General features: G+C 42.7%; 18 protein-coding genes. 9 read left to right on the forward strand and 9 right to left on the reverse strand.

Annotation, left to right across the window (positions count from 1 at the left end):
• Nucleotides 1-88: 88 nt before the first annotated feature.
• Nucleotides 89-793 (reverse strand): cAMP-activated global transcriptional regulator CRP, encoded by a 705-nt coding sequence (gene crp, locus FTV28_RS02140; RefSeq protein ID WP_167845925.1) that lies wholly within the window; start codon nt 791-793, stop codon nt 89-91.
• A gap of 148 nt (nt 794-941) precedes the next feature.
• Here crp and FTV28_RS02145 point away from each other — a divergent pair, with 148 nt between their 5' ends.
• From FTV28_RS02145 to FTV28_RS02155, 3 genes are all read left to right on the forward strand, one after another.
• A complete protein-coding gene (locus FTV28_RS02145; protein ID WP_004971563.1) occupies nt 942-1,364 on the forward strand; it encodes an OsmC family protein in 423 nt (140 codons plus the stop codon).
• A 311-nt stretch (nt 1,365-1,675) separates the two neighbouring features.
• Nucleotides 1,676-4,255 (forward strand): ATP-dependent chaperone ClpB, encoded by a 2,580-nt coding sequence (gene clpB, locus FTV28_RS02150; RefSeq protein WP_004971561.1) that lies wholly within the window; start codon nt 1,676-1,678, stop codon nt 4,253-4,255.
• A gap of 228 nt (nt 4,256-4,483) precedes the next feature.
• Nucleotides 4,484-5,767 carry a DUF945 family protein gene (locus FTV28_RS02155; RefSeq protein WP_004971558.1) on the forward strand — a complete coding sequence of 428 codons (1,284 nt, stop codon included), beginning with the start codon at nt 4,484-4,486 and terminating at the stop codon, nt 5,765-5,767.
• Nucleotides 5,768-5,840: 73 nt separating this feature from the next.
• On the opposite strand, the gene rlmKL is transcribed toward FTV28_RS02155, so the two are convergent.
• Nucleotides 5,841-8,045: a bifunctional 23S rRNA (guanine(2069)-N(7))-methyltransferase RlmK/23S rRNA (guanine(2445)-N(2))-methyltransferase RlmL gene (rlmKL, locus tag FTV28_RS02160; protein WP_179989326.1), complete on the reverse strand. Its 2,205-nt coding sequence runs from the start codon at nt 8,043-8,045 to the stop codon at nt 5,841-5,843.
• Nucleotides 8,046-8,429: 384 nt separating this feature from the next.
• Between rlmKL and FTV28_RS02165 the strand changes: the two genes are divergently transcribed.
• The 4 genes from FTV28_RS02165 (at nt 8,430) to FTV28_RS02180 (ending at nt 13,019) form a co-directional block, all read left to right on the forward strand.
• Nucleotides 8,430-8,810 carry a hypothetical protein gene (locus FTV28_RS02165; RefSeq protein ID WP_168542516.1) on the forward strand — a complete coding sequence of 127 codons (381 nt, stop codon included), beginning with the start codon at nt 8,430-8,432 and terminating at the stop codon, nt 8,808-8,810.
• Between the two features lie 230 nt (nt 8,811-9,040).
• On the forward strand, nt 9,041-10,057 hold the full coding sequence (locus FTV28_RS02170) for an aspartate carbamoyltransferase catalytic subunit (protein ID WP_179989327.1): 1,017 nt from the start codon (nt 9,041-9,043) through the stop codon (nt 10,055-10,057).
• Nucleotides 10,058-10,067: 10 nt separating this feature from the next.
• Complete coding sequence (locus tag FTV28_RS02175) at nt 10,068-11,303, forward strand: dihydroorotase (RefSeq protein ID WP_004971548.1); 1,236 nt, start codon at nt 10,068-10,070, stop codon at nt 11,301-11,303.
• A 231-nt stretch (nt 11,304-11,534) separates the two neighbouring features.
• A complete protein-coding gene (locus tag FTV28_RS02180) occupies nt 11,535-13,019 on the forward strand; it encodes an OmpA family protein (protein ID WP_179989328.1) in 1,485 nt (494 codons plus the stop codon).
• Nucleotides 13,020-13,289: 270 nt separating this feature from the next.
• On the opposite strand, the gene FTV28_RS02185 is transcribed toward FTV28_RS02180, so the two are convergent.
• The 7 genes from FTV28_RS02185 to FTV28_RS02215 form a co-directional block, all read right to left on the reverse strand.
• The gene (locus FTV28_RS02185) at nt 13,290-13,928 is read right to left on the reverse strand and encodes a CoA transferase subunit B (RefSeq protein ID WP_178318495.1); all 639 of its coding nucleotides are present in this window, start codon (nt 13,926-13,928) and stop codon (nt 13,290-13,292) included.
• A 3-nt stretch (nt 13,929-13,931) separates the two neighbouring features.
• Complete coding sequence (locus tag FTV28_RS02190) at nt 13,932-14,636, reverse strand: CoA transferase subunit A (RefSeq protein ID WP_179989329.1); 705 nt, start codon at nt 14,634-14,636, stop codon at nt 13,932-13,934.
• Between the two features lie 99 nt (nt 14,637-14,735).
• Complete coding sequence (locus FTV28_RS02195) at nt 14,736-15,638, reverse strand: hydroxymethylglutaryl-CoA lyase (protein WP_178318497.1); 903 nt, start codon at nt 15,636-15,638, stop codon at nt 14,736-14,738.
• Complete coding sequence (locus FTV28_RS02200; protein WP_167845930.1) at nt 15,635-17,629, reverse strand: acetyl/propionyl/methylcrotonyl-CoA carboxylase subunit alpha; 1,995 nt, start codon at nt 17,627-17,629, stop codon at nt 15,635-15,637. The genes FTV28_RS02195 and FTV28_RS02200 overlap by 4 nt, the downstream gene beginning before the upstream one ends.
• A gap of 15 nt (nt 17,630-17,644) precedes the next feature.
• Nucleotides 17,645-18,442 (reverse strand): enoyl-CoA hydratase/isomerase family protein, encoded by a 798-nt coding sequence (locus FTV28_RS02205; RefSeq protein ID WP_004971533.1) that lies wholly within the window; start codon nt 18,440-18,442, stop codon nt 17,645-17,647.
• Between the two features lie 11 nt (nt 18,443-18,453).
• Complete coding sequence (locus tag FTV28_RS02210; protein ID WP_131261348.1) at nt 18,454-20,055, reverse strand: carboxyl transferase domain-containing protein; 1,602 nt, start codon at nt 20,053-20,055, stop codon at nt 18,454-18,456.
• 33 nt (nt 20,056-20,088) lie between these two features.
• Nucleotides 20,089-21,261: an isovaleryl-CoA dehydrogenase gene (locus tag FTV28_RS02215; protein WP_004971528.1), complete on the reverse strand. Its 1,173-nt coding sequence runs from the start codon at nt 21,259-21,261 to the stop codon at nt 20,089-20,091.
• A gap of 148 nt (nt 21,262-21,409) precedes the next feature.
• Here FTV28_RS02215 and FTV28_RS02220 point away from each other — a divergent pair, with 148 nt between their 5' ends.
• Both FTV28_RS02220 and FTV28_RS02225 read left to right on the forward strand, forming a co-directional pair.
• A complete protein-coding gene (locus FTV28_RS02220; RefSeq protein ID WP_004971526.1) occupies nt 21,410-22,036 on the forward strand; it encodes a TetR/AcrR family transcriptional regulator in 627 nt (208 codons plus the stop codon).
• Nucleotides 22,037-22,119: 83 nt separating this feature from the next.
• On the forward strand, nt 22,120-23,808 hold the full coding sequence (locus FTV28_RS02225; protein WP_096901051.1) for an AMP-binding protein: 1,689 nt from the start codon (nt 22,120-22,122) through the stop codon (nt 23,806-23,808).
• Nucleotides 23,809-23,947: the final 139 nt, after the last annotated feature.

Genomic DNA, 23,947 nt, shown 5'->3' on the forward strand with positions numbered 1-23,947 from the left:
TTTTTATAGTTGAAAATGGCTATAAGTTATATACAGGCAATAAAAAAGCAAATCCGAAGATTTGCTTTTTGCTTAGCATGTGGATGGCTTATTCGTCATCAAAGTCGCCATCAGTGGCTTCATTTTGCTCCAAAGAAGCATCAAAAATCAGAATGGCTTTACCATCAGTTTCAATCATGCCTTGTTCTTCAAGTGTTTTTAGAACACGCCCGACCATTTCACGTGAACAGCCGACAATACGACCAATTTCTTGGCGTGTAATACGAATTTGACGACCGTTTGGCAAAATCATGGCTTCTGGTTGCGCAGAAAGATCAATCAAGCAACGTGCAATACGACCAGACACATCTATAAAGGCAAGGTCAGTTACCTTACGTGTAGTATTTTTTAAACGACGTACCAGCTGTGCAAAAACGGCATAGCTTAGGTCAGGATATTGTTTGCTGAGTTCGTGGAAGTTTTCATAAGTAATTTCTGCAATTTCACAGACATCACGAGTACGAACTTCTGCAGTACGTTGTGGATTCGATTCAAACAGACCCATTTCCCCAAAAAAGTCGCCTGGATTCAAATATGCCACAACAATTTCGCGATCATCATCTTCGCGAAGAATAATTGATACTGAACCTTTTAAAATCAAATATAACGATTTAGATTCAGTCCCCGCATCAACAATAGTTGTCCGTTTTGGATAACGGTTGATGTATGCACGTTTTAATAATGCTTTGACTGAGTCAGGCAGTTGTCCAGGGGACAATGCATCAGTGCTCAGCTGTGAAAAGTTTGAAGTCATGCTAACGGTTCCGAAAATGGATAAATAATAGATCGCACAAGACCTAGTCTGAACTTGTCACACAGTAGAGATGAAATTCCTTATCAACTCAAGTTATGTTAGTGTACAAATACCCGTGTCAATTTATAGTTTTTTTTAGGTAGTTGCAATGCAAACAAGTGTTCAGTGGTTAGAGAACGTTGCTTTTGAAGCCAAATCGGAAAGTGGTCATTCTGTGGTGATGGATGGATCTGCAGAATATGGCGGTGAAAACCGTGGTCCACGTCCTATGGAGTTAATCTTAATGGGACTTGGTGGTTGTGCTTCATTCGATATTGTGACTATTTTAAAGAAATCACGCCAAGAAGTGACGCATGTTGAATGTCAGTTAAAAGCAGAACGTGCCGATAGCATCCCTGCCGTGTTCACCAAAATTCATTTGCATTTTGTGGTCAAAGGCAAGGCTGTCAAGGAAAAGCAGGTTGCGAAGGCGGTTGAACTTTCAGCAGAAAAGTACTGTTCTGCCAGTAAAATGCTATCTGATGGTGGCGTCGAAATTAGCCATGATTTTGAAATTATTGAACAAGATTAAGCTTTGACTGATAGGTCATACAATGGTTGGTATATTTTGCCAATCATTGTAACTAAATATTTCAAATGGCATAAATAACAATCAAAAGCCTTTAATTGATTGATATGCAAGTGTATGTCAATGACTCAACTAAAATAAAAAATTACCAGACTAAACTTGAAATTTACTTTAATCAGTCCAATATTATTACTGAAATCTATCTGTTAATTTTAATTAAGATTTTGAAAAATATATAAAAAATTTAATTGAAATTTACGCCTGCGTTCCCATATATCCATCAAGTACACAATTTGTTGTGAGGAATAACAAGAATGCGTTTTGAAAAGTTTACCAACCGACTACAGCAAGCTTTATCCGATGCCCAATCTCTTGCGATAGGGAAAGATCATACTGCCATTGAAGGCATTCACTTATTGGCGACTTTGCTCGAAGAAGCCTCCAATGTCAGTTTATTACAACAAGCAGGCGCCAACCTACGTGATTTGCAAAGCAAATTACAGCAAGCGATTGCCGATGCACCGACTTTGGCCAATCCAACAGGCGATATCAACTTAAGTCCAGATGCGGTTAAAGCCTTGAATTTGGCTGACAGTTTTGCCCAAAAAGCAGGTGATGAGTTCTTGTCAACCGATTGGTTGATGCTGGGTTTGACCGAAGTGGGCGCGACCAAAACACTACTGAACAGTGTAGGCGTGACCTCAGATAGTTTGCGTAGCGTGATTGACAAAATTAGAGGGGATGAAAAAGTCATGAGCAATAATCACGAAGATCAACGTGACTCACTCAATAAATATACCATCGATTTAACCGAACGTGCGTTGGCGGGCAAGCTAGACCCTGTAATTGGTCGTGATGATGAAATTCGCCGTACCGTTCAGGTGTTGTCACGCCGTACCAAAAACAACCCAGTACTCATTGGTGAACCTGGTGTGGGTAAAACTGCGATTGTTGAAGGTTTGGCGCAGCGTATTGTGAATGGTGAAGTGCCTGAAAGTTTAAAAGGTAAACGTGTTTTATCTTTAGATTTGGGCTCATTGTTGGCAGGTGCGAAATATCGCGGTGAGTTTGAAGAACGCCTAAAAGCGGTCTTAAAAGACTTGGCGAAACAAGAAGGTGAAGTCATCTTATTTATTGATGAATTACACACACTTGTGGGTGCAGGTAAAGGCGATGGTGCCATGGATGCAGGCAATATGTTGAAACCTGCATTGGCGCGTGGCGAATTGCGCTGCGTCGGTGCCACTACTTTAGATGAGTATCGTCAATATATTGAAAAAGATGCGGCTTTAGAGCGTCGTTTCCAAAAAGTATTGGTCGATGAGCCAAGTGTAGAAGACACCATTGCAATTTTACGAGGTCTGAAAGAACGCTACGAAGTGCACCACGGGGTTAAAATTTTAGATTCGGCGATTATTGCCGCCGCTAAAATGTCGCACCGTTATATCACTGACCGTCAACTTCCCGACAAGGCAATTGATTTGGTGGATGAGGCAGCGTCACGGATTAAAATGGAGCTAGATTCTAAGCCTGAAGCCTTAGATAAATTAGAGCGCCGTTTAATTCAATTAAAACTGCAACTTGAAGCCGTGAAGAAAGATGAAGATGCAGGCAGCCGTGCTGAAGTTGCACATCTGGAAAAACAAATTATTGAAGTTCAGAATGAATACAATGATTTGGAAGAAGTCTGGAAAGCGGAAAAAACCTTGGTTGAAGGCACCAAGCAAATTCAGACTCAGCTTGATCAGGCACGTATGGCATTGCAAAAAGCGCAGCGTGAAAATGACTTGGCGGAAATGTCACGTTTACAATACGGTGTGATTCCTGAGTTGGAAAAACAACTGGCACAAGATGAGTTGGTTGAAGAGAAAGAAGAACCAAAATTATTGCGTAACAAAGTTACGGACAATGAAATTGCTGAAGTCGTGAGTGCTGCAACGGGCATTCCTGTATCGAAAATGCTGCAGGGTGAACGTGAAAAATTGCTACACATGGAAGATTTCTTGCATAACCGTGTGGTGGGGCAAGATGAAGCTGTGGTGGCGGTGTCGAATGCGGTACGTCGTTCACGCGCAGGTTTGTCTGATCCTAACCGTCCAAGTGGTTCGTTCCTGTTCCTTGGCCCAACAGGGGTAGGTAAAACAGAATTGACCAAAGCGTTAGCGAACTTCTTGTTTGACAGCGATGACGCCATGATTCGGATTGATATGTCTGAATTTATGGAAAAACACTCGGTCAGCCGTTTGGTCGGTGCGCCTCCAGGCTATGTCGGTTATGAAGAAGGTGGTGTATTAACCGAAGCAGTACGTCGTAAACCGTACAGTGTGGTGCTGTTTGATGAGGTGGAAAAAGCCCATCCAGACGTATTTAACATCTTGTTGCAGGTGTTGGATGATGGACGCCTAACCGACTCGCAAGGTCGCGTGGTGGACTTTAAGAACACTGTAATTGTGATGACTTCTAACTTGGGTTCACACGAAGTACGTGAATTGGGTGACAATCCAACACGTGAAGAAGTGCGTACCGTGGTCATGGCCGCAGTTTCACAACATTTCCGCCCTGAGTTTATTAACCGTATTGATGAGTTGGTGGTGTTCCATTCACTGGAAAAAGCACAAATTCGTGGCATTGCCGATATTCAATTGGATCGTTTACGTGCGCGTTTAAGCGAACGCGACTTGAGCTTGTCGATAGACGATACTGCATTTGATCAATTGATTGAAGCAGGTTTTGACCCAGTCTACGGTGCGCGTCCATTGAAACGTGCAATTCAGCAACAAGTGGAAAACACATTGGCGCAAAAAATCCTCGCAGGTGACTTTGTTGCAGGTGATACGATTTTAATTAAAGCTGAAAATGGTCATTTGCTGTTTGAAAAAATGAAACTCAGCTAATTGGCTATGTGTAAGCAACTTTTAAGAAACCCAGCTTCGGCTGGGTTTTTTATGACTGACAATTTAGGTCACATAAGTAAAATTTTTGGTAAAAAATGACAGCTATTTTTAATATTTTGTGATGAATATTATATTTAAGTGATTTATTTGCAAAACAATTATCTTTTTTAAAGAAGATTAATTATAATTTATTGTTCAATAAGAATAGATAAATTCTGAGCAGAATCTATGTCAAAAATAGTATGGGGTGGAATGGGGGTTGCAGTGTTGGCAGGAGCTGTCACTGCAGGAAATTTATATGCAGATAAGAGCCTGCGTGAGCATTATCAACAAAATTTAAATCCTGTACCCAATGTGAGCGTCCAATATACGGACTACGACATGGGGACTTTAACAGGTACTGCCAAATGGAAAATGACCATTATTGCAGACCCATGTAATGCTAAAGAAAAACTGGTGTTTCACGGACAAGATCAAATTCAGCGGACATGGAAAGGTTACCAAATTGATTCTAAAATGAATCTGGAACAAGGGCAGGGACAATTTTCCGAGTTCTTTCAGCAGCCTCTAAATGTGACAACGCAAGTGAATTGGTTGGGTGTATCGACCACGAAATTGAGCATACCTGCTATAGAGAAAAAAGAAGCAGGACTTGAAGCTAAATTTTCTCCTATGCAGATTGAGTTTCAGGCGAAACAAAGTCAGGGGCAGCAGAAAATTGTAAATATGAGTTTTGATGTGCCTCAATTGACGGTGCTGGATCAATTTGGACATCTTCAAGTAAAAGGCATGCAGTTTAAAACCAATCAGGCTTTGAATGTGCAGTCTTTAGAGCCGGGCTATTTCCAATTCAGTATTGCAGAAATGCAGCGTCAAGACCCAAAAGCAGTGGGTTCAGGCAAAATGAAAGACTTCAGTTGGCGTATGGATACTCAACTGCATGAGCGCACGGTAGATATTCAATCGAAATTTAAAATTGCCGAGTTGGGTTTAAATAATGTGCCTGCCATGCAAGACCTGCAAGTGAATTGGGATGTTAAAAATTTGCAGCGCAGTAAAATGCAGACGTTTCTTGATATTGTGCAAAAACAAAACAACTCATGCCTAGAAGCGGAAAACTTTGAGAAAGATGTACAACAAGCCTTGTTGGCTGTGATTAATGAGGGCTTTCAGTTCGAATCCAAGAAGAATCAGTTGAAATTAGGCACAGGCAGTATTCGGGCAGATTTGGTTGGTAAAGTGATGCCAGGGCATCAAACCACTGTAGAAGGCTTAGCGAAAATGTTCCCAAGTTTGCTAGAAGTGCAAACCGATGTGAGTTTTAACAAACAAGTAGTCAAAACTATTATGAATAATTATATGAATGCTGCGGGTAAAAGCATGTCTGATCAAGAATTAGAACAGATGCTCAGTGCGATGCAAAGCAATCAGCAAATTCAACGTGATGGTGATGAATTTAAACTGTCGATGCATTATCAATATGGTGAAAAGAAGTTTTTAACTGGTCAATAATCTAGATACTGATCTACGATACAACAAAGCCTGTTCAAATGAACAGGCTTTGTTGTATTGCCATATCGTTTATTTAAACAGGCGGGTGCTGAATTTTCCAAGCACGGTGGATTTTGGTATTGCGTTTGAAATCTAGCCCAATAGTTTCATGGCTAATTTCTTGCACATCAAACATGGCTTCAATTTCTTCATCCATTTCAAAACCACGGTAGTTGTTGGAGAAGTACAGCGTTCCGCCTGTGGTTAAGCGGTTCATGGCACGCTTAATTAAAGAAACGTGGTCGCGTTGTACGTCAAATGTTCCGTAGAACTTTTTAGAGTTTGAGAAAGTTGGTGGGTCAATAAAGATCAGATCATATTGTTCATGACCTTCTTTGAGCCATTCAAAACAATCACTGGCAAAGAATTGATGTTGTTCATCGGCATGGTCTACCGTTAAACCATTCAATACAAAGTTTTCTTTAGACCAATTCAAATAAGTATTGGATAAATCGACGCTGGTGGTACTTGCTGCACCGCCAAGCGCGGCATGTAAACTTGCAGTTGAGGTATAACTGTATAAATTCAGGAAGTGCTTGCCACGTGCTTCTTTGGCAATACGTAAACGCATTTGACGATGGTCAAGGAACAAGCCTGTATCTAGGTAGTCGGTGAGGTTAACCAAAATTTTAGCCTGACCTTCTTGCACAATAAAACGCTTCGAGGCGGTACTTTGTTTGGTGTACTGGTTTTTACCTTCCTGACGGGCACGGGTTTTAATAAATACCGCATCGCGCCCTAAACCTGTCACGGCACGAATGGCTTGTAAGGCAAGGTTAAAACGCTTTTTGGCTTTTTCAGGATCAATTTTTTTCGGCGGCGCATATTCCTGCACGTGCAAACGGTCGCCGTATAAATCGACTGCGACATTAAAGTCAGGTAAGTCTGCATCGTATAAACGCAGGCAATGCACATTTTCTTTCACCGCCCATTTTTTCAGGCTCTGCATGTTTTTTTGCAAACGGTTGGTGAAATCTTCTGCGCCTTCAATGGGTTCAAACTGTTGCGGTTGCCAATCTGCTAAGAATGGACGCGCGACGGTTGCAGGTTTGATCGTACCAAAACGGACATAAATTGGCAGTTTACCGTTCATCAAACGTAAAATTTGCGGGTCATTGAAAGCCAACACATCGGCTTGTTCAACTTGGGCTGCAATGACGGCTGCTTTTTGATTTGGGAAATGCTTTTGCAAGAGGGCAGACAGACCCAAATATAAGGCACGGTTCGAGGCTTTATCGCCCAAACGCTCACCATAAGGTGGGTTGGTTACAATAAAGGCCTTTTTACCTTCGGCTTGAAAGTCGGGCCAGTCAGCCAAAGTACGTTCTTCAATTTGAATCTGATCGAGCAGACTTTCAAAACCTGCTGCAATAATATTTTGCTTGGTGGCTTTGACTGCTTCCCAGTCGGCATCGAAAGCATAAAATTTTGGCAATGGTTGTTGTAATGCAGTTTGATGGCGTTCAGCCGCTTCTGCTTTAATGCTCATCCATAATTCATGGTCGTGACCTTGCCAACCGTTAAAACCGAAACGACGTACCAAACCCGGTGCACGGTCAGTCAGCATCATCAATGCTTCAATAATAAACGTACCCGAACCACACATTGGGTCTAAAATAATGTCGGGTTGAATTTGTTGTAATTGACCTTTTTGCAGAATCGCTGCGGCAAGGTTTTCTTTAATTGGGGCATCGGTCATAAAACGACGATAGCCGCGTTTATGCAGTGAATCGCCAGATAAATCTAGGCAGTATGTATGTTCTTTTTTACCTGCCAACACGTATAAGGTAATTTCAGGCTGTTTGATGTCAATGCTTGGACGTTTGCCCACTGCATCCATAAATGAATCGACCACACCATCTTTAACGCGCAAGGTCGCAAATTGGCTGTTCACTTTAATGTCACGCTCTATATGCAAACGCACTGCAAAAGTACTTTGTGGCGCAAAAATCAGTGACCAGTCAAAGCTCAGCGCACCTTCATAAAGCTCTTCGGCTACATCGCGCGCGTCGTGACTAAATTCAATTTCGTGTGTGTGAATTGGTGTAAGGACACGTGAGGCTAAACGTGACCACATGCAGACACGATAGGCATTTTCGAGTGTGCCTTTGAAAATTAAACGACCCGGTAAACGTTCGATATTTGGAATACCTAAACCTTGCATTTCTTCTTGAAGTAAGGTTTCAAGTCCATCTGCACAGGTGACCCAATATGTAGAAAGACGGGGTTTCGAATTCATGAAAATTTCCAAAAGCAATTCAGCAATCGGCTATTTTAACGTATTTTGTGTGGTAAAACTTAGTGATTTAGCCTGAATTCAGCAGAATTTTAAACAGTGTTGAATAAGCATCTTGGTTAAATTCTGCAGTCATCATTGATATAGCGAAAATTTACACATTAGATCTGAGTTAAGTTCATCACATTTTATGCTTAACGCTTTTTATTGGTTTTTAGATATCTGAATATTCACATGATTGGTACGAATCTTGCTAATACTTGGTGGCATGAGTTCAAGCTGCAAATACACATCGTATTTGCGTGCGTAAATGTGAGTTGCATACTGAACATCATGCAAATGAAAAAAGCATTTTAAAAGCAAAAAAATTTAAGGGGTTATATTCAGATGAGTACATTGCATGCGCTTGGTCAAAGTGAACTTTTTTCGGTTGCGACTTTAATTTATACCCGTTTAAGACGTGTGAGTGGACGTGTAATAGATGTGATGTATTTAGTGGAAAATACCGATTATGCACGTTATGTGGTGCAGTTGGCTTTGGCGACACAAGACGCCGAACTGCATCATCATATATCCCGTTTGGAAGCAATATTAGTGAAATTGGCACCGCAGTATGATCTTGGCAATGATATTCAAAATGATCTGAGCATAGATAAAAAAGAAGATAATGAGGAGCTAACAGACAGTTTAGAAGAGACGCACGAACCAACAGAAGAAGAAATTTATCAGGCACAGGTCGCACACCATTATATTGGTGCATTACGCTAGAAGGCATTTGGCGTCGAGCACTCGATTTGCTTCCAAAAAGATCTGAAATTTGAAGTGCAAAGAGAGTGCTGAGTTTTAGCAAGCGAGTTTTTTCATTGAAAGTCTAGATGTATTGCACTGACTTAATTTTTAAAATCATCTATTTCTTTTGTTGAAATCACGCCAACGGGCACTGCTTTGGCAAATCAATTTCTGTATAATGCGTTAACTTAACGTATAAGGAATCTCTCATGCATTTGGCGGCATTGCATACTCCGAGCCAGATTCAATTGAATAAAGATGGGCATTTAAAACACTTTTTGACCATCGAAGGTCTTTCCAAAGAAACCCTTACTAAAATTCTGGACACAGCACAGTCCTTTTTCAATGAACAAAATCAACTGATCACCAATAATTTGCTGGAAGGGCGTACGGTGATGAACTTGTTCTTCGAAAACTCTACCCGTACCCGCACCACATTTGAAGCCGCAGCCAAGCGTCTTTCTGCCAATGTACTCAATATTGATATTGCCCGTTCAAGTACCTCTAAAGGTGAAACTTTACGTGATACTTTGTGGAACTTAGAGGCGATGGCAGCGGATATTTTCGTGGTGCGTCATTCATCTTCAGGTGCAGCACATTTTATTGCTAAAACGGTTTGCCCAAAGGTTGCCATTATTAATGCGGGTGATGGCCGTCATGCACATCCAACGCAAGCGATGTTGGATATGCTGACCATTCGCCGTGAAACCCAACGACCTTATGAAGAATTAAGTGTTGCGATTATTGGTGATATCAAACATTCACGCGTGGCGCGTTCCGATGTGGCTGCCTTGCAAACACTGGGCTGTAAAGACATTCGCGTGATTGCACCGAACACCTTGTTGCCCTACGGTTTTGATGAATATGGCGCAGGCGTGCGTTTATTTAACAAAATGGAAGAAGGCATTAAAGATTGCGACGTGATTATCACCCTGCGTATTCAAAATGAACGTATTGATTCGCCAGCACTTGCCTCACAAGCCGAATTCTACAAAATGTACGGTTTAAACAAAGAGCGTTTGGCGCTTGCAAAACCAAACTGTATTGTGATGCATCCTGGTCCAATGAACCGTGGTGTCGAAATTGATTCAAGCATTGCCGATGGGCCTCAATCGGTGATTTTAAATCAAGTAACCAACGGTATTGCGGTACGTATGGCGGTATTGGCCTTGGCGATGCAAGGTCAATTGCAAGAACAAGGTTTGATTGACGCGATTGCGGTATAAGGAAAAAGTCATGGCGATTGTAAAAATTGAAAATGTACGTGTGCTTGACCCAATCCAGCAAATTGACCGCGTACAAACGGTATATCTTGAAAATGGCAAGTTGGTTGCAGAAAGTGCAGATATTAGCGAAAGCATAGATGCCCAAGGTCAATGGCTCATGCCAACTATGGTCGATTTATGCGCACGTTTACGTGAACCTGGTCAGCAACAACATGGCACGCTCAAATCTGAAGGCAAGGCCGCACGTGAAAACGGAATTCTGCACTTATTTACGCCACCCGATTCTAAACCAATCGTGCAAGACAACGGTGCACTCATTCATGGTTTGGTCGAAAAAGCCATGTTGGATGGTGGCATTTATTTAGAAGTGATTGGTGCACAAACTCAAGGTTTAAACGGCAAGCAGCCTGCCAATATGGCGGGACTGAAAAAAGGCGGCTGTAGTGCAGTGTCCAATGCCAATGCACCTTTTGAAGATGATGATGTCGTGATTCGCACACTGGAATATGCTGCAGGTTTGGACATGACCGTGGTGTTCTATGCCGAAGAACCGCAAATTGCTAAAGATGGCTGTGTGCATGAAGGTTTTATTGCATCGCGTCAGGGCTTGCCTATGATTCCAACTTTGGCAGAAACCGTAGCGATTGCCAAATATTTGCTGATGATTGAAGCCACAGGTGTACGTGCGCATTTTGGCTTATTGTCTTGTGGTGCATCAGTTGAATTGATTCAACAAGCTAAAGCCAAAGGTTTACCTGTCACTTGTGATGTTGCGATGCATCAACTGCATTTAACCGATCAAATTATTGATGGTTTTAACTCGTTAGCGCATGTACGTCCGCCACTGCGCTCAGAGCAAGACAAAGCATTACTGCGTCAAGGTGTAAAAGATGGTGTGATTGATGCGATTTGTACTCATCATGAGCCGTTAAATAGCTCTGCAAAAATGGCACCATTTGCAGATACTTTGTCAGGTTTTACTGCATTTGATACTTATATTCCATTTGGGATTCAACTGATTCAGGAAGGTCTGTTCAGTCCATTGGAATGGGTAGAAAAAGTGACACTTGCACCTGCGCGTGTGGCAAAAATGCAAAGTCGTTGGGAACAGGAAGCGGGTTGGGTCTTGGTTGATCCAGAAGTGGAATGGACACTGAACAAAGAAACGATTGTGTCACAAGGCAAAAATACGCCTTTGATTAATCAAGTTGTAAAAGGCAAAGCAGTACGCGTCTTTACTGCTTAATATGCTCTGATTGATATTTTATTTTCAAGTTTAAATAAGAGTCAGCTTCGGCTGGCTTTTTTATTGAATTTTAACAATCCCCAAATAGAAAATCGAAGAAGAGACTCTACATTCCGTTGACTCAAATTTCACAACAAAATCAAAACACCACAATTTATTACATTTGTTTAAATTTTAAGCATATACACTAAAAAACAACTTGAAAACAAAGACAAAAAAGAGGGCATATATATGCAAACAGATTTTATAGACTTGCTCAAACAAAGTGTGTCATCCATTGTATTGGAAGGGGAAACCCAGCATTTGCTTGAAAAAAATCAGGCATTAAATAGTTTTTATCCCATTTTATTGTCTATTTTAAATTCACGACCTGAACTGATTGACAATCTGCTGCGACAACTGAATCCACGTGTGGGCGATGTATTTGGTTCAAATCTATCTTTAAAACAGCAGTTTTTAGATTTGGTCAGCGGCACAGCACCGCAAACCGAAATTGAAAACACCCTGAATCGTTCAATTGCACCAAGTTTAAACTTTTTGGAAAATCAGGCAGGTTCATCTGACCCAGTTGCCATTCAGCATTTACTGCAAAACAATTTAGATTCAATTCAGGCGGCTTTACCGCAGTGGGCAACAGCATTATTGGCTGCTTTGGGGGTAAATAATGCTGCGGGCCAAACCGTACATCAAGCACCTGAAGTCATTGTGACTGAGCCCGTAGAAGAACGCCGTTCGTGGTTATTGCCAATTTTAGCTTTAATTATTTTAATTGGTTTATTGGCATTTTTATTCCGTGCATGTAGTGACCGCAACCAAGCGCCTGCAACCACACAGACCCAAGTGGCAGCGAATCAGGCTGCAATGTTGCAAGTCAGTACAGGCAGTGATGGTAATTTGGTGACCTGTCAAATTTTGCTGAATAATCCAAGCTATATGGAAATTCTGCAGAATGAAGTGAAGCAAATTTTCAATCATCCAACAGGTTGTGGTGCAGAAAATTTTGCCAACTATCATTCGGAATTTATTGATCAGGACGTGATTCCAAGCGTTTTAAAAATGCTGAAAGGTGTACCGAATGTCAATTTAAACTGGGTGGGTAATCAACTGTCTATTCAAGCCGCGAACCCTGCCGATGCAGAGCGTTTAGCCAGTCAAATTCGTCCATTGGCTAAAAACATGACTGTAGTGACTCAGCAACCTGCAGAAACTACAGTAACCGATGTGAATCAGGCTGTAACCAGCAGTATTAGCAATGCCGAGCAGGCTTTGGCTGCAATTAATCCTGACAATATTCAAGCTTTGGATATTGCGACGGCACTCAATATGCAAATCATTAATTTTGATTCTGCATCGACTGAAATTCCAGCAGCCAATAAGTCTATTTTAGATCAGGCTGCGGTATTGATGCAGCGCGCGCCACAAGTGCAATTAACCGTGAAAGGGCATACCGATGCCGTAGGTGATGCCAATGCCAACAAAACTTTGTCACAACAACGTGCGCAAGCAGTGGTCGATTATTTAGTATCACGTGGTGTAAATCCGGGTCAATTGCAAGCCATTGGTTTTGGTTCAGAGCAGCCGATTGCGGCAAATGCAACGCCAGAAGGTCAATTTAAAAACCGCCGTATTGAGTTTGAAGTCTTGAATGTAGATACAGGCACGGTGCGTAGTGTGGAAGATGCTGGCGTGGTAGAGCAAAAGGCGCCTCGATCTTAAAATAGGTCTATTTTCTTGTAAGCCTTCACTTTGCAAAGTGAAGGCTTTTTTATTGTGGATCAATCCCGAAGTATTGTGCAAATATCGAAATTGAAAGTGATTTTTTAAATGATTTTTGGTTTAGTGGAATCGTTTTATAAATCAGTGATTTATTGGTTTTGTTGAGTGGAAAAGTATAGGAGTCAAAATAAACTCTCTCCCTTGTATTAAGTTTTAAAGCAGTGCATCAAAACTTGCAAAGGAGAGGGTTATTCACTCGAGATAAATTCATCAAGCTGCGACTTTTTGTAAGGCAACACCTGTGACTTTTTGAATTTCATCAAAACTGACATCGGGTGCAAGTTCAATCAACTTTACGCCTTGTGGAGTAATATCAAGCACGCCTAAGTCGGTAATGATACGATGCACCACCGCTTTACCTGTGAGTGGCAAACTGCACTGCGATACAATTTTAGGCGTACCATCTTTGGCACAATGTTCCATCAGCACTACAACTTTTTGTACGCCTGCAACCAAATCCATTGCACCGCCCATGCCTTTAACTTTCTTGCCGGGAATCATCCAATTGGCAAGATCGCCTTGTTCAGAAACTTCCATTGCCCCTAAAATGGCGATATTGACATGCCCGCCACGAATCATGGCAAAGGAATCTGCGCTGGAGAAAAATGCCGCACCTTTACGTGCAGTCACAGTTTGTTTGCCTGCATTGATCAGGTCGGCATCTACAGTGTCGGCAGTCGGAAATTCACCAATGCCAAGTAAGCCATTTTCAGACTGCAACCAAACATTGATATGTTCAGGAATATAATTGGCGACCAGTGTGGGTAAGCCAATGCCTAGATTGACATAAAAACCATCTTCTAATTCTTGTGCAGCGCGCTGCGCCATTTGATTACGCGTCCAAGCCATGTCTTAAGCCTCCGCCTTTAAAGTCATTTGTTCAATACGTTTTTCTGGGTTTGCATTGAGGACAATGCGGTTCACATAAATACCGGGTAAGTGGATTTCGTCTGGGTCTAAATCGCCAATTTCAACAATCTGTTCAACTTCGGCAATGGTGATTTTGCCTGCCATGGCACAGACAGGATTAAAGTTTTGTGCTGTTTTACGGAAAACAAGATTGCCCGCTTTATCTGCTTTGTAGGCTTTGACCAAAGCGACATCTGCGGTCAAAGATTCTTCTAAAATATAATCTTTGCCATTAAATTCACGGACTTCTTTGCCTTCTGCAATGACAGTGCCTACACCTGTTGGGGTGAAAAATGCAGGAATACCCGCACCGCCTGCGCGTAATTTTTCTGCCAGTGTGCCTTGCGGGGTAAGTTCAACTTCCAGTTCACCGCTTAAAAACTGGCGTTCAAATTCTTTATTTTCGCCGACATAAGATGAAATCATTTTTTTAATTTGTTTGGTTTCAAGCAATAAGCCTAAACCAAAACCATCGACCCCTGCGTTGTTGGAAATACAAGTCAGCTGTTTCACACCTGTATCTTTTAACGCAGCAATCAAGGCTTCAGGAATACCGCATAAACCAAAACCACCCACCGCCAAGGTATGCCCATCTTGAACCACGCCATTTAATGCAGCTTGTGCGCTGTCATATACTTTATTGGACATTTGTCACCTCTTTATTCTCTGCACGGCATTCACTTGCCATGTTGTGTTGTTGCCATCCTTATTGCTTATGTTCCAATGCTATTGAGGATGAAATAGGTTTTAAGCACAAACCTTTTGCCAGTAGGCATTGGCATAGTGAGATGGATTATTGCGCTGTAAGACATTGCTGATGTTACGACTAGCTGTCATCAGCGGTTCTAACCGCACACCTGTTTCAAAACCCATCTTGGACAGTAAATAGTACAAGTCTTCGGTAGACACATTGCCCGATGCACCTTTGGCATACGGACAGCCACCCAAACCAGCAATAGATGAATCAAATACACGAATGCCTTGCAAGAGCGACTGATAAATATTGGCAATCGCCATGCCGTAAGTATTGTGAAAATGACCTGCTAAAACTTTGGCATCGACCTCTGCCAAACATGCATCCCAGACTTTTTGCACACGGTCAGGGGTTGCTGTACCAATGGTTTCACCCAAAGACACTTCATAGCAGCCCATGTCCAATAATTGCTGTGTGACTTTTGCGACTTGTTTCGGGTCAATTGCGCCTTCATAAGGACAGTCCACCATACAAGATACATAACCACGCACGCGAATGTTGTGCGCTTTGGCTTGACGCATGACATCGCTAAATTTTTCCAAACTTTCTTCAATTGAACAGTTGATATTTTTTCGGGTAAAGCTTTCAGAAGCGGCGGTAAACACGGCAACTTCTTTGCAACCCACCGCCAAAGCCGACTCAAAACCTTTTGAGTTTGGGGTCAGTAAACTGAATTGAATGTTTGGGTTTTGTGGCAGGCTGGCAAACAGCACATCGCTGTCTGCCATTTGCGGTACCCATTTGGCCGATACGCAAGAACCGACCTCAATGCTGCTTAAACCTGTTTGCATTAAATCCAAAATCAGGTTTTTACGGTCTGCCAAAGTGAGTGGCGTTTTCTCATTTTGCAGACCATCTCGTGGGCCAACCTCTACAATTTTGACAAATTCAGTCATGCAACTTCCTCCGTCAAGGCTTCAAATTCAACCAGTTCATCGCCTGCTTTGACCTGATCGCCCGCTTGGAAGTACGAACTTGCCACAATGCCATCGAAAGGCGCACGAATTGAATATTCAATTTTCATGGCTTCCAGTGTCATCAGTACATCATCTTTTTTCACACGGGCATTGGCTGCCACCAAAACTTGGGTGATTACACCCGGCATTGGTGCAGTCAGATTGTTGGCATTGTCTTGTTGATCATCGCTGTTAAAGTTTGCTTGTACATAGCTAAACACATGACGCTGACCGTTTTGGAACAGGGTGATGCCTTGCGCATGTTGGTTAAATGCTATTTTTTGTTGCTGACCATTGATACAAACCTGTAGACGATGTGCATCCAAAAGCTCGCCTTGAACGCTCAGCGTTTGCCCATTGTAGTGAGCCTCAAAACCAGAAGTGCATGGTTTTAACTGGATTTTGAGTGTTTGGTCATTGCACTGTAATTGCACTGTGTGGGCGCTTTGCTGATTTAAGCGCCAGAAGTGGTCTTTTTGCCAAACCGCGTTGTTTGCCGCTTTGTTGTTTTGAATACGAGAAAGTACATCAATTAACGCAGCTGCAACGACAGTTTCTGTAGCGACTTCAGGTTTTGCGTTAAGTAAAAATGCTTCCTCACGTTGAATAAGCCCTGTATCCAAATTGGCATGTTTAAAGGAATCACACAGCACCAAACGATCCAAGAATGCAATGTTGTTGCCTAAACCATCGACGTGGAACTGACCTAAAGCATGGTGCATTTGCGTTAATGCTGCTTCACGGTTTTTACCCCAAACAATCAGTTTGGCAATCATTGGGTCGTAGTAGGTGCTGATTTCATCACCTTCGACAATCCCGCTATCGACACGTACGGCATCATTTTGCTCTGGATAATGCAGATAGCTGATTTGACCAATGGCAGGAATAAAGCCTTTTTCTGGTTCTTCGGCATACACACGCGCTTCAAGGGCATGACCATGAATTTGCAATTCATGTTGCTGTTTTGGCAATGGCTCACCAAAAGCAACTCGCAATTGCCACTCAACCAAGTCTTGCCCTGTAATCATTTCTGTGACGGGGTGTTCGACCTGCAAGCGGGTATTCATTTCCATGAAATAAGCAGTACCGTCTTGCTCGACAATAAACTCTACCGTACCTGCGCCCACGTAATTTACAGCACGTGCGGCATCAATTGCGGCTTGGCGCATAGTTTCGAGTTTATCTTCTGGCATTTTTGGTGCAGGTGCTTCTTCAAGCACTTTTTGGTGGCGACGTTGTACCGAGCAATCACGTTCAAACAAATGCACGTAGTTGCCGTGAGTATCGCCAAAAACCTGTACTTCAATATGACGTGGTTGAATCACATAGCGTTCAATCAGCACATCTTCATTACCAAAGCTAGAACGTGCTTCACTTTTACATGAAGCGAGTGAGCTGAGAAAGTCTTCACTGCGTTCTACTAAACGCATGCCTTTACCGCCACCGCCTGCACTGGCTTTAATGAGCACAGGATAACCAATGCTGTCGGCTTGTTGCTTTAAAAATGCCGCATCTTGATTGCTGCCGTGGTAGCCCGGAGTTAGTGGCACACCTGCTTTTTCCATCAAGGCTTTAGAGGTTGCTTTTAGACCCATCGCCAAAATGGCTTCAACTGGCGGGCCAATAAAAACAATATTGTTGTCTTTACAGGCAAGTGCGAATTGGTCATTTTCAGATAAGAAACCATAACCCGGGTGAATCGCTTGTGCACCTGTGCTTTTGGCTGCCTGAATAATACGTTCAACTTGCAAATAACTTTGTGCCGCAGGCGATTCACCAATATAAATGGCTTCGTCTGCCAGTTTAACGTGTTGTGATTGCGCATCGGCATCTGAATACACCGCGACAGTCGCAATCCCAAGTTTTTTTGCGGTACGAATTACACGGCAGGCAATTTCACCACGGTTGGCAATTAAAATCTTTTCAAACATCGTGCGATCCTTCTTTTATTCTGCCGTGGTCTTGATCCAAGCCGGGCTTTGTTTATTTAAAAAAGCATTTAAGCCATTTTTCGCCTCAGTTCCTTGGCGAACATGTGCAATATGCTGTGCAGTTTGTTGGAGTAAATCTTCGGTCAAAACTTGATGATTAACCATCTGAATCAGTTGTTTAGAAGCATGTTGCGCTTCTGGGCCACCAAGCAATAAGGCTTGCACAATTTCATCAATTTTGCTGTCTAAGTCTTCGGCTGAAGTGACTTCATGCGCTAAACCAATTTGCTGTGCCTGTTCTGCAGAAATACGCTCTGCCGTTAAAAAGTAACGTGATGCCTGACGTGCGCCAATCGCACGAATGACGTAAGGGCTAATGGTAGATGGTGCTAAACCTAAACGTACTTCAGAGGTCGCAAACTTGGCATCGGTGCTGGCAACGCAAATATCACAGGCAGCTGCCAAACCCATACCACCACCAAAGGCAATACCATGCACACGGGCAATAGTCGGTTGTTTTAACGTCGCTAAACTTTGCAGCATTTTTGCCAGTTTTAGGGCATCGGCTTGATTTTCTGCTGTAGAAGCTTGACCTGCCTGTTTCATCCAGTTCAAATCTGCACCTGCAGAAAAGCTTTTGCCGCGTCCTGCCAAAATCACCACTCGAATATCATCACGGCTATTCAGTGCCTGAAAGCAGGCGTGTAATTCTTCAATCACCTCTGTATTGAAAGCGTTATGCAATTCCGCACGATTAATCCAAACCGTAGCCACTTGGTTGTTCTGTTCGAGCTGTAAAAACTGATAATCCATTTTGTCACCTCTTACATGCGGAACACGCCAAATTTGGTCGGTTGGATGGGTGCATTGAGGGCAGCGGCTAAACTTAATGCCAAAACTTCACGCGACTGTGCTGGATCAATCACACCATCATCCCATAAGCGTGCAGACGCATAATATGGATGACCCTGACGTTCGTATTGTTCACGAATTGGCTGTTTGAACTGATCTTCTTCTTCTGCAGACCAGCTACCACCTTTGGCTTCAATCTGATCACGCTTTAAGGTAGACAATACGCTCGATGCTTGTTCGCCACCCATCACTGAAATACGTGAGTTTGGCCATGTCCACATAAAACGTGGTGAATAAGCACGACCACACATCCCGTAGTTACCTGCACCAAAAGAACCGCCAATCACCAAAGTCAGTTTAGGCACATTGGCTGTGGCAACCGCCATCACCAGTTTGGCACCATTTTTGGCAATGCCTTCATTTTCATATTGGCGTCCAACCATGAAGCCTGTGATATTTTGAATAAATAACAGGGGAATGTTGCGTTGGGTGCATAGTTCAATAAAGTGTGCGCCTTTTTGTGCCGACTCGGAAAATAAAATACCGTTGTTGGCAATAATCCCGACAGGCATACCATATAGTTTGGCAAAACCTGTAATTAATGTGGTGCCAAAGCGCGCTTTAAATTCATCAAAACGTGAACCATCGACAATACGGGCAATCACTTCACGTACATCAAACGGTTTACGCGCGTCAGTCGGAACAATGCCATACAGTTCAGAGGCATCGAATAATGGTGCTTCTATATGCTCAGGCTGCGGGTTTGGCTTTTTATTTAAATTGGCAACGATGTTGCGGGCAATTGCCAAGGCATGTTCATCATTTTCTGCCAAATGATCGGCTACACCTGAAAGGCGAGTGTGTACATCGCCACCACCCAAGTCTTCGCTGCTAACCACTTCACCTGTTGCGGCTTTAACCAGCGGTGGGCCGCCCAAGAAAATTGTCCCCTGATTACGCACAATGATGGTTTCATCTGACATGGCAGGGACATACGCACCGCCTGCGGTACAACTTCCCATCACAACGGCAATTTGGGCAATGCCCATGCTCGACATACGCGCTTGGTTATAGAAAATGCGTCCGAAATGATCACGGTCTGGAAAGACTTCATCTTGTAGCGGCAAATATGCACCGCCAGAATCGACCAAATAAATACAAGTCAGGTGATTCTGTTCGGCAATTTCCTGTGCGCGTAAATGCTTTTTCACAGTCAGTGGATAGTACGTTCCACCTTTTACTGTGGCATCGTTGGCAATGATCATGCAGGTCACGCCATTCACTTGACCGACACCCGCCACTACACCCGCAGCAGGGACATCATCCTGATAGACCTGATAAGCGGCCAACTGACCAATTTCAATAAATGCAGTACCCGGATCGATCAGGTGGTCAATCCGTTCACGTGGCAGTAATTTGCCACGGTCTAAATGTTTTTGGCGTGCAGTTTCGCCACCACCCAAAGCAATTTTTTGGACTTTTTCTCTGAGGTCATCGACTAGGCTTTGCATCGCAGCTTGGTTGTTTTTAAACTCGTCGCTGCGAATATTAATTTTGCTCTGTAATTGATTCATGCCAACATCCTTGTCTATTCTTGTGATTTATTTTTAGGCAGTTTCGTTAAACAATTCACGGCCAATCAACATACGGCGAATTTCTGAAGTACCCGCACCAATTTCATAGAGTTTGGCATCACGCCATAAACGTCCTGCAGAGAACTCATTGATATAGCCATTACCGCCCAAGGTTTGAATGGTTTCACCTGCCATCCATGTGGCTTTTTCGGCAGCGTATAAAATGGCACTGGCTGCATCTTTACGTAAACTACGGCTGTGTTCAGCTTTGTCACATTCTGCGCCAACGGCATAGACCAGTGCTTTACATGCCAACCAAGTCGAATACATATCGGCAATTTTGCCTTGCATAAGCTGGAATTCACCCAATGCCTGACCAAACTGTTTACGCTCATGAATATAAGGAATCACGGTATCCATGCAGGCATCCATAATGCCTAGCGGCCCTGCACTTAAAACTGCACGTTCATAGTCCAGTCCACTCATTAGTACTTTTGTACCATTGCCCACACCGCCCAAGACGTTTTCTTTTGGTACTTCAACATTGTCAAAGAACAATGGATAGGTATTTGAGCCGCGCATCCCGAGTTTGTCTAAATGGCTGCCGTGGCTAAAACCTGACATGGTTTTTTCAATTAAGAAAGCAGTCATACCTTTGGCGCCTGCCTGTAAGTCAGTTTTGGCATACACCACCAAAACATCGGCATCACCGCCATTGGTAATCCACATTTTTGAGCCGTTGAGCAAGTAATGATCGCCTTTATCTTCAGCTTTCAGTTTCATGCTAACCACGTCTGAGCCTGCATTTGGTTCAGACATTGCCAAAGCGCCGACGTAATCGCCTGAAATCAGTTTTGGTAAATAGCGTTGCTTCTGTTCTTCTGTCCCATTTCGCTTAATTTGGTTCACACATAGGTTAGAATGAGCACCGTAAGACAAACCAATGGATGCTGATGCACGAGAAATTTCTTGCATGGCAATGATGTGAGCTAAATAGCCTAAGTTAGTGCCGCCGTATTCTTCACTCACGGTTAAGCCAAGTAAGCCCATATCGCCAAATTTTTTCCAAAGCTGGGCAGGGAATTCGTTATCACGATCAACCTGTTGAGCAATGGGTGCAATTTCCTTTGCACAAAAAGCAGCGATTGAATCGCGCAGGGCGATTAAGGTTTCATCTAAGCCGAAGTCTAAGCTTTGTAAAATCATGTGTTCATCCATCCTGTGGTTATATTTGTTGTTCCTAAAACAAGCATTGTTGTTGTGCTTAGGTTCTAACATACATCGAAAATTTAAAAAAGTGAACTAAAATTCACAAAATGATTTACAATTCATTTTATCTGGTTGAGAATAAGATATGAGTTATAAAAGATCATCATTGATGCAGGAACGTATGGAACAAAATCGCATGGCGATTTTAGATTCTGCTCGTGAACTTATTGCTCATGGGGGCTTTAAAGAAGCGTCTATCCAAGCCATTGCAGAACGCGCAGGCGTATCTACAGGTTTGGTGTATCGCTACTTTGAAAATAAAAGTCAGATTTTGATTGAAGTTTTATCGGATGCGATTCGTCGTGAGGTCGAAATTTTGGACCACATTGCGAAGTCAGATTTAAGTGCAAAACAAAAATTGCAAAAATCTGTCACCACTTTTGTGAAGCGTGCGATGAACAGCCCTCAATTGGCGTATTCGTTAATGTTCGAGCCTGTAGACCCAGAAATGGAACATGAGCGTTTTCGCAGTAAACAACTGATCAAACAGAGCATCAAGGAAATTTTGGCTGAAGGAAAAGTCAATGGTGAGTTTGATTTTGAAGATTTGAACACTGCTGCTTTAGGTGTGGTTGGCTCCATGACCTTTGTAGTGATTGAACCTTTAAACCCGTCTCGCAATGTGATGTTTGATCAAAATTATAAAGATTACTTTGTCAAACAAATTGCCGACTTTTGTGTAAATGCAGTGCGAAAACAGCAGGGAGGGTAGTAAAAACAACGCACAAAACAGGCAAAAAGTAATCGTCGTCATAATGGAAAACAGAATTACAAAGAATCAAGGAGATCGATTCAATGACACAAGTACGGTTAAGTTATGCCTATGGCACCAGTAATCAGCCTTTGTTAGGCATGACCATTGGTGAAAAGTTTGATCAGGCTTGCCAGCAATATGCAGATCAGGATGCTTTGGTAAGCGTGCATCAAAATGTGCGTCTGACCTATAAGCAACTACAGCAACAGGTCAATGCCTTTGCCTGTAGTTTGTTAAAACTCGGTTTTAAAAAAGGTGACCGCCTTGCCATTTGGTCTCCGAATTGTGTGGAATGGACGATCACTCAATTCGCAGCCTTTAAGGCAGGGGTGATTTTGGTGAATTTAAACCCAGCCTATAAAAGCAATGAACTGGAATTTGTGCTCAACAAAGTTTCCTGTAAAGGTTTGGTAATTGCATCGCAGTTTAAAAGTACCAACTATCAGGACATCTTAACGAAAATTGCCCCAGAGCTGTGTCAGGCAGACAATAAAGTCCTCAACGCCAAGCGTTTACCGCATTTAAAGCATGTGATTAAAATTGATGATCAAGCACATACAGGAATGCATCGTTTTCAGGATTTATTGACAGCTCCAACCACACACATGCTGAAAAAACTGCAACACATTGCTAGTGAGTTGCAGTTCGATGAAACCATTAATATTCAATTTACCTCAGGCACGACGGGCAATCCGAAAGGCACTATGCTGACCCACAACAACATTTTAAATAATGGTTACTTTGTAGGAGAAGCAATTCATTTAAGTCCACAAGACCGTGTTTGTATTTCCGTGCCGCTGTTTCACTGCTTTGGTATGGTGATGGGTAATTTAGCTTGTATCACACATGGTTCAACCATGGTCTATCCATCGGCAGTGTTTAACCCGCTCGATACCTTAAAAGCCATTCAGCAAGAAAAATGTACAGCTGCTTACGGCGTACCGACCATGTTTATTGCCATTTTAGAGCATGAACAGTTTGATGAATTTGATTTATCTAGCTTGCGTACAGGCATCATGGCAGGCAGTCCGTGTCCGCAAGAAATTATGCAACGCGTCATCGACCGTATGCACATGGCGCAAATCACCATTTGTTATGGCATGACCGAAACAGCGCCTGTGAGCGCACAAAGTTCGACTGAAGATTCGGTGGAACGTCGAGTCAGTACGGTGGGGCGTGTACATCCACATCTGGAAGTAAAAATTGTCGATGAAGAAGGCAAAGTCGTGCCGCGCGGACAGTTAGGAGAATTGTGTGTGCGTGGTTATTCAGTCATGCTGGGTTACTGGGATGAACATGACAAAACCCAAGAAGTCATTGATGTTGCACGTTGGATGCACACAGGCGACATTGCAGAAATGGATGATGAAGGCTTTGTAAAAATCAAAGGTCGCATTAAAGATGTGGTGATTCGTGGCGGTGAAAACCTGTTCCCGAAAGAAATTGAAGATTTCTTATATACTCACGATGCGGTCTGCGATGTGCAAGTAATTGGCGTGCCAGATCATCGTTATGGTGAAGAACTATGTGCCTGTATTATTTTGCATGAACACCATGAATGTACCGAAGAGGCAATTCGCCAATACTGTGCAGAACACATTTCACACAATAAAGTCCCACGTTATGTGCGCTTCTTTAGTGAATTTCCAATGACCGCTTCAGGCAAGGCACAGAAATTTAAATTACGTGAATTTATGCGTGAAGAATTAAATTTAAAGGAAATTGCTTAAGACATTATTTCAGCTATTTACTGCTGCAAGATCGACCTTTTAATTTTGTCAGCACACACCCTTTATTTCTCACGCAGAGATAAAGGGATACTCTATACAGGAATAATCACACTAAAAATATATCGCATGCTCAGCTTAA

Source organism: Acinetobacter sp. YH12252 (genome assembly GCF_013417365.1).
Lineage (GTDB): Bacteria > Pseudomonadota > Gammaproteobacteria > Pseudomonadales > Moraxellaceae > Acinetobacter > Acinetobacter towneri.